Genomic DNA, 12,844 nt, shown 5'->3' with positions numbered 1-12,844 from the left:
TTAGTGGGTGCGAAGCGCTGCAAGCAGGCCTTCGATCGGTTGAAAACGAATATCCAGCTCGGCCAGCAGCAGGCTCTGCATGTCGCGGCGGAACACCTCCAGCCAGGCCGCGTCGCTGCCGGCGTCGCGTAGGCGCTCGAAATGCACCCCGAGCAGCACCGGCACCTTGGCCAACAGGGCGTGTTCGCGGGCGCTGAGGGTCTGCTCCATCAGCGCATCCACCTCGGCCAGCCGCGCCAGCTCGGGTGAGCGGCGGGTCAGCATGTCGCGCAGCCGCCCGCGCAGGCGGCTGGTGGCGCCGAGCATGGAACGCTGCACGGTAACGTAGCGCTCGCGGTACACGGCGAATTCGATGGGCGCTTCGGGCGCTTCGGCCTCGACCGCGCGCCGAACCGGCCTGGAAGGCTCAGGTTCCTGAACAATGGTGGCTTCCAGCGCCGCGCGGATCCGTCGGCATTCCGCATCCTCGTCGGCATCGAAATCCGGCCCCTCCACCGCAGGCGGCAGCCGGCCATCGAGCGCCTTGGACAAGGTCACCGCCCGCGTCCAGTCCACCCATTCGCTGAGCCGCTCCGACAGGGCAGGGCCCGTCGAGGACAGGTTGCTTTCAGCCAGACGGGCCAGCAGCCGGATGAAGGCCGGGCCCGGGACAGGCGTCCGTTGCGCGGTTTTGGCCATTGTTCCGGTTAAAACGACGAATTTTACACCGTAACGGCCGCGGGCCGCCGGCGCGCAGGGTTCAGCCACGGCGCCGAGCGCTCCCGGCGCTGCCAGCACTGCCAGTACTCCCAGCGCTGGCATGATCTTCGTCAGCGGCGCCTGTGCGCCAACTCAGTCGATCGGCAACGGCGCGTGCGGCGAGACCAGGCCCTGTTCGCGCAACGCGCTCCAGAACGACGGCGGAATCGCGACTTTGGCCAACGCGAGATTCTCTGCAATGCGGCCGGGCTGGCTGGCACCGGGAATCACGCCCGCCACGGCCGGGTGCGCCAGCGGGAACTGCAGCGCCGCCGCACGGATGTCCACGCCGAACTGTGCGCCTACCTGCTGCAGGCGCCCGACCCGATGCAGCACGTCGGTCCCGGCCTTCTGGTACTCGTAATGCGCGCCGCCAGCGAGAACGCCGGAGTTGTAAGGACCACCGACCACGATGCGGGCGCCACGCGCTTCGGCGGCCGGCATCAGGCTGGCCAGTGCCTCATCATGATCCAGCAGGGTGTAGCGCCCGGCGAGCACGAAGCCATCCGGGTCGGCCTGCTGCAACGCCATCACGCAGGGCTCGACCCGGTTGACGCCCAGGCCCCAACCCTTGATGACCCCCTCCTCGCGCAGCCGGGTCAGCGCCGTCGCGGCGCCGGACATGGCCTGGTGGAATACGGCGCGCCAGTTCTCGCCATGGAAATCCTTGGCAGGATCGTGGATCCAGACGACGTCCAGGCGGTCCGTCTTCAGGCGCTTCAAACTTTCTTCGATGGCGCGCAACGTACCGTCGGCGCTGTAGTCATAGACGATCTTGTTGGGCAGGCCATGCTCGAACAGGCCGCCTTTCTCGCCGAGGTCGCGGCTGGCGGCGTCTTCGGTTTCATCCAGCAGACGGCGACCGACCTTGGTGCTCAGCACATAAGCATCGCGCGGGTAGTGCTGCAGCGCTTCGCCGAGCCGCCGTTCGGCCAGGCCGGCGCCATACAGCGGGGCGGCGTCGAAGTAGCGGATGCCCTGGTCCCACGCGGCGTGAACGGTCGCCAGTGCCTCCTGTTCGGGAATGGCGCGGTACATGTTGCCGAGGGGCGCGGTGCCGAAGCCGACACGGCCGGGAAGGTGAATGCTCATGTGGGGGTGGGTACGAAGCGGAAGGCCGCCCAGTCTGCGCGGAGCGCTCTGGCTCAAACAGCCGTCGATGGGCGAAAGAGTGTTGCGCGGCGGGCAAGGATCAGCCTGGCTTGCGCATTGTGGCCTCGCCCGGATGCGCGCGTCGACAATGCGCTTGGCCTGCAGGAACGGGCGATACAGGAACAGGCGGCGTGGCAGATCCCGTGCGCTGCGTGTCGCTGTAGTTGGGCGCCATTGCGTGAGCGCGCCACATGGGCGGGAAGATCGGACTGCATAGTCCTGCAGCACGGGGTGGCAGGCGGCGCGAACGAATGCGGGTGCCGGCAGTGCAGTCAGGCGCGTCATGGAGGGTAAACCATCTGCGCTTGGGCAGATATCGGCTACGATTCCGCTCAATCAGGCGCGTTCAAGGATGGCGGGTGGATAAGTATTTGGATTCAGGCTGGATCGCTGTGTACATCGCGCTTACGTTGGGCTTGGTGCAGGTATATCAGTTTCTCAATCGCCGCAGGCCGGCGATTCGTTACGAGGTCAGTCCCGTAAATCACTTGGTTTCAATCAACGAGAACGCCTCCGCCGCGGTCGAGGTGTTCTTTCACGGCAAGAGAGTGCCCGATGTGGCCATGCTGTGGTTGACCGTCAAAAATGTTGGCAACTCGGCCATCCGGGCGGCTGAAATCACCACGCCGCTAGGGATCCGTTTTCCTGATGCCCAGGAAATCATCAGCTGTCATCTTGAGAAGGTCAGCCCTGAGTCGCTGCGCAACGAGGTCGCTGTCAGCGTAGTGGACGACCGCGTCCACATCTCACCGTGCATGCTCAATCCGGACGACATGATCTCTGTCGGTGTCGTCGTGGCGGGTTACAAGGGCCACCACGTGCATGGGCGTATTGAAGGAATCCGTGAACTGAAAGAGGTCGCGCCGCATGGAGACAGGGTTGGTCAGCGGGACATCGCGCTCGGGGTCGGATCGCTGTGTGTCGGCGGGTTTGGCATGATGATGATCGCTGAGCAGTCTCCAGAGCAGCTGCTGGCGCTCTCGGAAACGTCTTGGAATCCATTGGCTGTGCTGGTGCTGCTCGTGCTTACTGCTGTGCTGGCATGGCGATGGCTGCAGACGCGGGGAGAGCGTAAGTGAGCACTGCGCTCTGATGCATTCAGCCAACTGGTAGCGGGGCAAGCAGGGAAGCCCCCCAGCTCGCGGAGCGCGCTTAAGAATCCCGCCGAAACTGGGCGGGATAACGGCTATCCTGTTACCCGATTCAGCATGGAAATTCAGCAGATGGTGGGGACCAGGGTATTCGCGCCGATGGCGCTGTTGCTGGCTGTCAGTGGGACTGGCATGGCGGAAGCGGCCGTACCTCCTGCAGCGGAAGGCGTACGCAGCGTGCCGGCATTCGCGCTGCCGCTGTCCCCGTATCTGAGTCCGGAAGCACAGGCAGCCATGCGCAGCGCCGTCGTCAACGGTGATCCGGTCGCGAAGATGGATAACGCCACCGTGCTCAAAGAGCTGGCGAACATCCGCAAGGGCGCCGATGACTGGGCCTACGGCGAGATCAAGGCGCTGCGCGAGCGCTATCCGGTCGAGTTGCACCAGGAAACCTGGAACGGGGTGCCGGTGGTGCGGGTCGAGCCGCGCAGCGCACCGGCCGACCCGGCGCAGCGTCGCCTGCTGATCGAGCTGCACGGTGGTGCATTCGTGTTCGGCCGCGCCGACAGCATCGGTCTGCTTGAGGCGATCCCGGTCGCGGCGATGACCGGTGCCACGGTTGTCGCCGTGGAGTATCGGCAGGGACCGGAGCATCGGTTCCCCGCCGCCAGTGAGGACGTGGCGGCGGTCTACCGCGCGGCACTGGAAACGCGGCCCGCAGCGCATATCGGCGTGTTCGGCTGCTCGGCTGGCGGCGTGCTGACCGGCGAAGCGCTGGCGTGGTTCGCCAAGGAAAAGCTGCCGATGCCAGCAGCGGCCGGGCTGTTCTGCGCCGGTGGCGATGCGCGTTACGGCGGCGATTCGCGCTACGTGGCCGCTGCCGTCACCGATGCACTGCTGCCGCACGCCGATGGCAGCCTGCCGATCATGGAAGACCTCTACTACGGCCCGGTGGACTTCCGTGACCCGCTGGTGTCGCCGGTCTTCTCCGATGCGCTGCTCGCGCAGTTTCCGCCGACGCTGTTCATCACTGCAACGCGGGCAGCCGAGCTGAGCAACGTTTCCTATACCCATTCGCGGCTGGTGGACCTGGGGCGCGAGTCGGACCTGCACGTCTGGGACGGGCTGGGCCACGCCTTCCACCTCGACGCCCGGCTGCCGGAAAGCCAGCAGGCGTACCGGGTGATGGCGCGCTTCTTCGCCCGGCACCTGGGCATGGCCCTGCCCGGACCGCCCGCGGAGTAGGGCGCGACGGGGCTGCATACACCATGCATACATCCGTATGCACTGCGCATACATTCGGTTGCCTACGGTGGAACCCGAGTGCACCCGCGCTCGGTTTTCCCCATAAGGAGTAGATGATGAGTCAGCAGATTCCCGAAGGTACCCTGGTCGTTGTAGCCGATGGCGGCTCGGCCCGCGTGTTCACCAACGTCGGCACCGCGCACAAGCTGCAGCTCAAGCAGGAGGGGGAACTGCAGCTGCAGGCCGTGAGCGATACGGGCGCGTCCGGGCAGGGCCCGTCCGGCTCGGTGCCGCAGGAGATGACCATCTCCCAGCTCAACGAGGCCACGTTTGCCAAGCAGGTGGCGGCACAGTTGAATGAAGACGCGTTGAAGAACCGCTACGTGCACCTGATCCTGATCGCCGATCCGCAGACGCTGGGCCGTATCCGTCCGCTGCTGCACAAGGAAACGCAGGAACGCCTGCTCAAGGATCTCGCCAAGGACTTCACCAATGCGCCGCTGGAGGATATCCAGCGCGCCCTGTCCTGAGACACCGCCCATGGCCTTCGCCCGCGAGTACAGCCCCTCCGACATCACCCGTGCCGACATCGATGCGGGCAGCGGATGGATGCTGCTGGAGTTCGGCACCGGTTGGTGCGGCCATTGCAGCGCCGCCCAGCCACTGCTGCAGAAGTTTCTCGGTGGCTATGACGCGACGCACCTGAAGGTCGAGGACGGGAAGGGGCGGCCACTGGGCCGCTCCTTTGCCGTGAAACTCTGGCCGACCGTGATCCTGCTGCGCGATGGCCAGGAGATCGCCCGCGCGGTACGGCCGCATGAGCGCGAGGATCTGGCGCCGCTGATCGATGCGCTCGAACGCGGTCAGTAACGGAAGAATGCGGGTCGCGCAGGCCAACAGGATGCGTCGTGCGATACGTGCATTGGCGCGCAGTACGCCGCGATTCCGACCTGCTGCGCCTGCGTGCGTTCATCACGTGCAAGACCGCTGAGAATGCCTGAAACAGGCTGTTCCACGCGCTCCGGAGGAGCGGCGAGGGGAACGTCGGCGGCATTTGTAGTATCATGGCCCGCTTGATCACCCCCGGGCCATTGCCCGCTTCCTGGTCATCCATCCCGCAGCGTCGCTGAGTCCACGCGGCCGTCCGGGATCGTCTGTTGCAACCCCTCTTCGCGCGTCGCGCTGTGTCATCAGAGGCGGTATTTCCTGTGCCGTGCGCGGGACCTCGGGCGCCGTGATGGCCTGCTTCCAGGAGAAAGCAGATGCAGGACCTGCATGCCGCACATGCCCATTTCGGCTGGTTCAAACGCCGCCGCCAGATGCACGTCGACGAAGTCACCGTCGTTGATCGCCCGATGCTCAAGAAGGCCGTGGGTGCGGCCGCACTCGGCAACGCGATGGAGTGGTTTGATTTCGGTGTCTATGGCTATCTCGCCGTCACGCTGGGTCACGTGTTCTTCCCCGACAGCAGCCCGACCGCGCAGCTGATCGCCACCTTCGCCACCTTCACCGTGGCCTTCCTGGTGCGTCCGCTGGGCGGGCTGGTGTTCGGGCCACTCGGCGACAAGTACGGCCGCCAGAAAGTGCTGGCCTTCACCATGATCCTGATGGCGCTGGGCACCTTCAGCATCGGCTTGATTCCCTCCTATGACCGCATCGGCATCTGGGCTCCGGCACTGCTGCTGCTTGCCCGGATCGTGCAGGGCTTCTCCACCGGTGGCGAGTACGGGGGTGCGGCGACCTTCATCGCTGAGTACTCGACCGACCGCAACCGCGGCTTGATGGGCAGCTGGCTCGAGTTCGGCACGCTGGGCGGCTACATCGCCGGCGCGGGCACGGTCACCGCGCTGCACATGGCGCTGAGCAGCACGCAGATGCTGGACTGGGGCTGGCGCATTCCGTTCCTGGTGGCCGGTCCGCTGGGCCTGCTCGGCCTGTACATGCGCATGAAGCTGGAAGAGACGCCGGCGTTCCGTGCGTACGCCGAAGAGGCCGAAAAGCGCGATCACGAACGCCCCGGCCTGGGTGCGCTGTTCCGCGTGCATTGGGTGCAGCTGCTGATCTGCGTTGGCCTGGTGCTGGTGTTCAACGTCACCGATTACATGCTGCTGACCTACATGCCCAGCTACCTCAGCGTGACGATGGGCTATGCCGAGAGCAAGGGGCTGCTGCTGATCATCATCGTGATGCTGGTGATGATGCCGCTCAATGTGCTGGGCGGGTTGTTCAGTGATCGCCTGGGCCGCCGCCCGATGATCATCGGTGCCTGCATCGCCTTGTTCCTGCTGGCGATCCCCTGCCTGAAGCTGGTCGGCAGCGGCAATGACTGGTTGATCTTCCTGGGCCTGATGCTGCTTGGCGTGGCGCTGGTGTGCTTCACCAGCTCGATGCCGTCCACGCTGCCGGCACTGTTCTATACCCCGGTGCGCTACAGCGCGCTGTCGATCGCCTTCAACGTGTCGGTCTCGCTGTTTGGTGGCACCACGCCGCTGGTCACTGCGTGGCTGGTGGAGCGCACCGGTGATCCGCTGGTGCCGGCGTACTACTTGATGGGGGCGGCGGTGATCGGCGTGATCACCATGCTGTTCGTGCGCGAGACCGCCGGGATGCCGCTGCGGGGTTCGCCGCCGGCGGTGGCCAGCGAAGCCGAAGCCCGTGCCCTGATGCGCAGCGATGAGCCGGTCACGGTGGATGCGACCCAGCCCACGCTGCCGGTGGCAGCGGTGCCTGAAGACGCGCGCCCGGCGTGATCGGACCCGTTTCTTTGCAAGAAGTTTCATATCAACTTCGGCGCTGGACGGGCAGATTACGATCCATCCACATCGGCTGGTGAATCCAGATTGATGGTTATCGGCGCCTCGCCTCAGGGCTGGCAGAAGCAGGAGCGTTATGAGAGTTCTCCCGACGTCGTGCTGGGGCATGCTGGTCATGGTGTTCACGGCAATCCACGCAGATCCGGTGACCGCTACCCCGTGGGGATGGCAAGGAGACGGCGTGGTGAAAGTGACCGAGGGCCGGCCGGCCATCTGCATACCGGGCGACGCAAAGAAGGATTTCTCCGTCGAATCGGTATGGCTCATCCACGAGAGCGGTACTGACAGAAAGCTTGTCTGGAGTCTCAAGGCATCGGCGCCATCGGGACGTTTCGTATTGAGGCCTGGCCAGTGCCTGCCGTACGGTGCTGTGCTCCACGGTTATATCCAGGAGGTCCCGGCGCAGGCTCTCACGGAAGCAGGGCGCTACACCTTCCGTCTGAATGCGGATGCCGTGAGGCGAACAGATCCTGCCTCCTACTGGGGAAGTTTCTGCCTGAAACCGGGCGGGGGCCTTTGCTGAGCCTGCGCTTCAGAAGGCTCCCACCCGCACCGCAACATGTCAGCCCGATCGGCCAGTGCTAGGATCAACCTCACCTGAATCGATCTAAATTCAACGCCATGACAAAAACGGGGACGGTACGGTGGTTGGGGCTCGCGGTAGGGGCGATGTTGGTGGCCGGGACCGCCACGGCGGCAGCGGCGAAGGTCGGCGAGCGCGCGTACGCGGCGGTGGATCCGTTCATCGGCACGGCGGGCGAGGGCCATACCTATCCCGGTGCCACGGTGCCGTTCGGCATGGTCCAGCTGAGCCCGGATACCCGCATCCAGCCGCGCGAGAAGGCCTATGGCTGGGCCGCAGGGTATCGGCATGACGACACCAGCATCGTCGGCTTCTCGCATACGCACTTCTCCGGCAGCGGCCATTCCGATCTTGGCGATGTGCTGCTGATGCCGGTGCGCACCGATGCCAGCCTGGAGCGGGGCGACCCCGACAAGCCCGGCAGCGGCTACACCTCGCGCTTCCGCCACGACGACGAGCGCGCCGAACCGGGCTACTACGCGGTCACCCTGGATGATCCGAAGGTGCGCGCGGAGCTGACCACCAGCACCCGCGTCGGCGTGCACCGCTATACCTACCCGGCCAACCAGCCGGCGCGTGTGCTGCTGGACCTGCGCACCAGCCTCTACGATTACCCCGGCAAGATCCTGTGGTCGCGCCTGCGCGCCCGCGAGGACGGCACCATCACCGGGTTCCGCGAGACCCGCGGCTGGGCGCCGGGCCGGCAGCTGTACTTCGCGATGCGTTTCTCCCGGCCGCTAACCGGTCACGAGTTCCACAACACCGAGACCGACATCGCCTACAAGGGCTTCCCGCCGCCGGGGCACCAGAGCCCCGCGCAGCGTGCGCAGATTGAAGGGCGCCAGCTGGTCGGCACCTTCGATTTCGGCAAGCTGGATACACCGCTGGTGGTGACGGTGGCGATTTCCTCGGTCAGCGAGGCCGGTGCGATCGCCAACCTGGAAAGCGAAGTGCCCGGTTTCGATTTCGACCGTGTCCGCGCCGAGGCAAAAACGCAGTGGACGCAGGCGCTGTCGGTGCTGGATATCGACGGCCCCGAGCATGACCGCCGCAGTGCTTACACCGCGCTGTACCACAGCCTGCTCGGGCCGACCGTGTTCATGGACAGCGATGGCCAGTACCGCGGTTCGGACAACGCCGTGCATCGCGCCGAGGGCTACACCAACTATTCGACCTTCTCGCTGTGGGATACCTACCGCGCCCTGCATCCGCTGCTGACCTTGGTGCAGCCGGAAAAGCGCAACAGCGATTTCATCAATTCGCTGCTCGCACACCAGCACAACAGTGCCTACGGGATGCTGCCGGTGTGGGCATTCCACGGCCAGGAAACGTGGTGCATGATCGGCTACCACGCGGTGCCGGTGATCGCCGATGCCTACCTCAAGGGCATCCGTGGTTTCGATGAGAACAAGGCACTGGCCGCCATGGTGGCGACCGCCAACTACGGTCCGTACGACGGCATCGCGCAGTATCGCGAACTGGGCTGGGTGCCGATCGATGAAGAAGGCGAGGCCGCCAGCAAGACGCTGGAATACGCCTTCGACGATTGGACCATCGCGCGCATGGCCAAGGCCATGGGCAATACGAAGGTCGCCGGCGAGTTCGAAAAGCGCGCCACCAACTGGCGCAATGCGTTCGACAAGGACACCGGCTTCATGCGCGCGCGCAAGCGCGATGGCAGCTTCCGCACGCCGTTCGACCCGAGCGCCAGCGGCTACGGCACCGATTACACCGAAGGCAATGCCTGGCAGTACTCCTGGTACGTGCCACACGACGTGGCCGGTCTGGCCGCCGCGCACGGGGGCAGCGATAAACTGCTGGCCAGGCTGGACGAGGTGTTCGAGGCCAAGGTCGACCCGTCGATCTTCGAGCACATGGAAGACATCACCGGGCTGATCGGCTGGTATGCGCACGGCAATGAGCCCAGCCACCACGTGGCGTACCTGTATGCCCATGCCGGCCAGCCATGGCGCACCCAGGCGCGGCTGAAGCAGATCATGGACACCCAGTACGCCGACCGGCCCGATGGCCTGGCGGGCAATGACGATCTCGGCCAGATGTCGGCCTGGTATGTGTTCACTGCACTGGGCTTCTACCCGGTGGCCCCGGGCAGCGGCGAGTACATCATCGGCCGTCCGTTCCTGCCCAGGGCGGCGCTGCATCTGCCCAACGGCAAGACCTTCACCATCGTCACCGAAGGGCTGGGCAAGGGCCACGACTACGTCGGCTCGGTCACCCTCAACGGTCAACCGTTGCAGCGCACCTTCCTGCGCCACGACGAGATCCTGGCCGGCGGCGAACTGCGCTTCACCCTGCAGGCCGAGCCGAACAAGGCCTGGCCGGGGCAGGGCGCCGAGCAGCCGTACTCGATGTCCCGCTGACGGGTGGCCGCGGCCTCCTTCTGGCCAAAATGGGATTTATGTCCAATTTGGCCAGAAGGGGTATAGTGGGCCCATCCCGTCCTGGAGCGTGCCATGACCCTGCCACTGGATCTGCCCGGCCTTGAGAAGGCCACTGCCTCCTCGGTCAAAACCCGCGGCTGGCCCAGCCTGATGCGGACCGTCCGCGAGAAGCAGGCACTGGTGATCACCAACCACAATCATCCCGAAGCGGTGATCGTGGACATCAAGACCTACCAGGAACTGCTGGCCAAGGCGGCCGGCGGCGACCTTGATGAGCGCGTGGGCGAGCTGGAACGCCTGCGCGCCGCGTTCGATACCACCCTGGCCAGTCTCGGCCGCGATGGCGGGCTGGGCAAGGTGCTGGGCCAGCCGATCCGCCGCGGCCGCAAGGTCGCCCTCGGCAGTCCGCTCTGACCGATGGGGCGGATTCTGGTCCTGGCCGGCGTCAATGGCGCCGGCAAAAGTTCGCTGCTGGGCATGTGGCTGGAAGAAGAAGGCCTGACCTGGTTCAACCCGGATACGTTCACCCGCCGCCTGGTGGAGGCCGGCTGGGCGCTGGGGGATGCCAATGCCGCCGCGTGGAACGAGGGCGCGCGCCGCTTGCGGCAGGCCATCGACGAGGGCAGCGACTTCGCCTTCGAAACCACCCTGGGCGGAAACACCATCCCGCGCCTGCTGCGCGAGGCCTGCGACCGTCACCACGTGGCCATCTGGTTCTGTGGCCTGCAGAGCGTGGAGCTGCACATGGCACGCGTCGCGGCCCGGGTCAGCCGTGGCGGGCATGACATCCCCGCCGACAAGATCCGCGCCCGTTACGATTCCTCGCGCGAGAATCTGCTGGCCCTGCTGCCGCACCTGGCCGAGCTGCATGTCTACGACAACAGCGCCCCGGCCGATGCCGACGGCGCCGAACCGCTGCCGGTGCTGCAGCTGGATCGCAACGGGCTGCACTACCCGGCCTCGGCGATCGAGCTGCTGCAGACGCCTGACTGGGCCAAGCCCATCGTGATGCGCGCGATGGAGCTGCATACTCTGGCGTGAGCGTTACTGCAATGGCCTGAGCAGCAACAACAGGCTCAGTGTCATCCCACCGGTTCGTGGATCGGACACCCATTGAACCGCGAACGGAACTGACGCGAAGCGGCCATCACCACGCGACGCGCACGGTTCAAGCCACCGAGCGGGCGATGCTCGGCCAGCGCGTGCCACGGGGCAAATGCCAGTGCATCCTCGATGCCCGGCGAGCTGGCAGGCTGCCACGCTTCCTGCTGCGCAACGCTCAGGCGTGCAACCGGCAGGAACGGACTGTCCGCTTCCGGCCACGCGACCGACGCATCCTCGATCGGCATGCGTTCGACGTCGCGGCACAGCTGCACCCGCAGCTCCCATTCGACCGGATTGGGCAGGTCGGTGAAGAAGGACACCACTGCCTCGCGCTGCGCATCTTCGTCCGAGCCGATCTTGTCGCCGGTCAGCGCAAGCAGCGCCGGTGAGATCGGGGCCAGCGAAAACTTGGCCATGTAGGGGCCATAGAGGAAGGGCACCTGACTGAAGAAGGTTTCGCCCAGCGGATGGTGTTGCGGCTCGCCGCCCATGCCTTTCAGCGTGGCACTTTCCCCCCCGACGGCTTCCAGCGCCGCCTCCGCGCCGCGCAGCGTGGCTGAGATCATGCGTTTGGTACGCGGCATCCGCTCGGTAGTGGCGGCCAGCAGCTTGGCCGAACGCAGGAAGCCGGCGACGCCGGGCGTGTTGAACGCCGGACCGTTGACCATCAGGAAATCCTGGGTGTGCTGCTCCTCCGCACCCTCGGCACGCGGGCCTTCCACGCCGATCACCTTGAGCGCCATCGCGCGCGGGGTGGAGACCGAGTCCGGCAACTGCTCGGCTGGTGGCGAAGACAGCCGGACCAGTGCGTCGTAGCTGCCCGGCCGCGCAAACAGGCCGTGTCGCAACTCGGCCGGCAACTCGTCCAGCACACGTAGCCGGCCCTTCAACAACCCTTGGCCCTTGGCGTGCACCGCACGGTGGGCGTGGCCTTCCTGCTCGGCGACGGTCAGCGCCATGCGCGCGAACACCTCGGTCAGTTCGCGGATATGCGTGGCCTCATCTTCGTCGGCATGCTCGAGCGAGGCGTGGTAAAGAACGGGCGGGGGCAGTGACATGCAGGCTCCTGTTTGTGATCAAGGGCGGCGATCAAGCGTGGAAAGCGAAACGCGCTGCGCGGGGAGGCCATCTCCCCGCACAACGCAATGCCGGAGGAGAAACGGAAAGGTCAGGCCGCGGCGGCCTTGGCATTGCCGCCGCCGGCCAGGGCCAGCAGGGTCAGCTTCTCATCCGTGTCTTTTTCTTCCTTGAGCGTTTCCAGCAGCAGCGGCACGGCCGCCTTGTAGCCCAGCTGTTTGGCCAGCGCGGCAATCGTGCCGTAGGAGGCGATTTCGTAATGCTCCACCTTCTGCGCGCCACCAATCAGTGCGGCATCGCGGACCGGCCCCTCCTCGATACTGTCGATTGCCTCTTTGCCTTCCTCGACCAGCCCCTCCATCGCGGCGCATTTGATGCGCTTGAGCCGGATCCCCAGTAGTTCCACCACCTGGTCGATGCGCTCGATCTGGCCCTGCGTCTCTTCCAGGTGCGTCGTGAAAGCGGCGGCCAGATCGGGATTGGAGGCGGCGCGCGCCAATCGCGGCAGCGCCTTGGTCAGCTGCTTCTCTGCACTGTAGATATCCGAGAGCTCATGGATGAACAGGTCTTCTGCGGTCTTGATCGCCATGGAGGTACTGCCGTTGGGTTTGAGCATCCGACGCTAGGCGCGTGGGTGTT

General features: G+C 65.7%; 13 protein-coding genes. 9 read left to right on the top strand and 4 right to left on the bottom strand.

What is annotated here, in order from left to right; translation table 11 throughout:
* Both BIZ42_RS00565 and BIZ42_RS00560 read right to left on the bottom strand, forming a co-directional pair.
* Window positions 1-678: a DUF3348 domain-containing protein gene (locus tag BIZ42_RS00565; RefSeq protein ID WP_070425204.1), complete on the bottom strand. Its 678-nt coding sequence runs from the start codon at window positions 676-678 to the stop codon at window positions 1-3.
* 153 nt (window positions 679-831) lie between these two features.
* Window positions 832-1,830: an aldo/keto reductase gene (locus BIZ42_RS00560; protein ID WP_070425203.1), complete on the bottom strand. Its 999-nt coding sequence runs from the start codon at window positions 1,828-1,830 to the stop codon at window positions 832-834.
* Window positions 1,831-2,249: 419 nt separating this feature from the next.
* Here BIZ42_RS00560 and BIZ42_RS00555 point away from each other — a divergent pair, with 419 nt between their 5' ends.
* The 9 genes from BIZ42_RS00555 to BIZ42_RS00515 all read left to right on the top strand — a co-directional run bounded on the left by BIZ42_RS00555 (window position 2,250) and on the right by BIZ42_RS00515 (window position 11,065).
* Window positions 2,250-2,969, top strand: coding sequence for a hypothetical protein (locus BIZ42_RS00555; protein WP_070425202.1), 720 nt, complete (start codon window positions 2,250-2,252; stop codon window positions 2,967-2,969).
* Between the two features lie 204 nt (window positions 2,970-3,173).
* Entirely contained in the window at window positions 3,174-4,226 is a 1,053-nt protein-coding gene (locus BIZ42_RS00550; protein ID WP_237393577.1) for an alpha/beta hydrolase fold domain-containing protein, read from the top strand.
* Between the two features lie 116 nt (window positions 4,227-4,342).
* Entirely contained in the window at window positions 4,343-4,756 is a 414-nt protein-coding gene (locus tag BIZ42_RS00545) for a host attachment family protein (RefSeq protein ID WP_070425200.1), read from the top strand.
* A gap of 10 nt (window positions 4,757-4,766) precedes the next feature.
* Entirely contained in the window at window positions 4,767-5,096 is a 330-nt protein-coding gene (locus BIZ42_RS00540) for a thioredoxin family protein (protein ID WP_070425199.1), read from the top strand.
* Between the two features lie 392 nt (window positions 5,097-5,488).
* Window positions 5,489-6,976: a glycine betaine/L-proline transporter ProP gene (proP, locus tag BIZ42_RS00535; protein ID WP_070425198.1), complete on the top strand. Its 1,488-nt coding sequence runs from the start codon at window positions 5,489-5,491 to the stop codon at window positions 6,974-6,976.
* 169 nt (window positions 6,977-7,145) lie between these two features.
* Entirely contained in the window at window positions 7,146-7,562 is a 417-nt protein-coding gene (locus BIZ42_RS00530) for a hypothetical protein (protein ID WP_070425197.1), read from the top strand.
* A gap of 146 nt (window positions 7,563-7,708) precedes the next feature.
* Window positions 7,709-10,003: a GH92 family glycosyl hydrolase gene (locus BIZ42_RS00525; protein ID WP_070425196.1), complete on the top strand. Its 2,295-nt coding sequence runs from the start codon at window positions 7,709-7,711 to the stop codon at window positions 10,001-10,003.
* Window positions 10,004-10,096: 93 nt separating this feature from the next.
* Window positions 10,097-10,438 (top strand): type II toxin-antitoxin system prevent-host-death family antitoxin, encoded by a 342-nt coding sequence (locus BIZ42_RS00520; protein WP_019184571.1) that lies wholly within the window; start codon window positions 10,097-10,099, stop codon window positions 10,436-10,438.
* A gap of 3 nt (window positions 10,439-10,441) precedes the next feature.
* The gene (locus BIZ42_RS00515; RefSeq protein ID WP_070425195.1) at window positions 10,442-11,065 is read left to right on the top strand and encodes a hypothetical protein; all 624 of its coding nucleotides are present in this window, start codon (window positions 10,442-10,444) and stop codon (window positions 11,063-11,065) included.
* Window positions 11,066-11,106: 41 nt separating this feature from the next.
* Here the strand turns inward: BIZ42_RS00515 and BIZ42_RS00510 are convergent, their stop codons facing one another.
* Window positions 11,107-12,186 carry a catalase family protein gene (locus tag BIZ42_RS00510; protein ID WP_070425194.1) on the bottom strand — a complete coding sequence of 360 codons (1,080 nt, stop codon included), beginning with the start codon at window positions 12,184-12,186 and terminating at the stop codon, window positions 11,107-11,109.
* Window positions 12,187-12,296: 110 nt separating this feature from the next.
* Entirely contained in the window at window positions 12,297-12,794 is a 498-nt protein-coding gene (locus BIZ42_RS00505) for a ferritin-like domain-containing protein (protein ID WP_070427396.1), read from the bottom strand.
* Between the last annotated feature and the right edge of the window lie 50 nt (window positions 12,795-12,844).

The sequence above is a fragment of the Stenotrophomonas sp. LM091 genome, assembly GCF_001806305.1.
Taxonomy (GTDB): domain Bacteria; phylum Pseudomonadota; class Gammaproteobacteria; order Xanthomonadales; family Xanthomonadaceae; genus Stenotrophomonas; species Stenotrophomonas bentonitica_A.
Note: the sequence above shows the minus strand (reverse complement) of the source record. Positions and strands in the feature narration are given on the sequence as shown.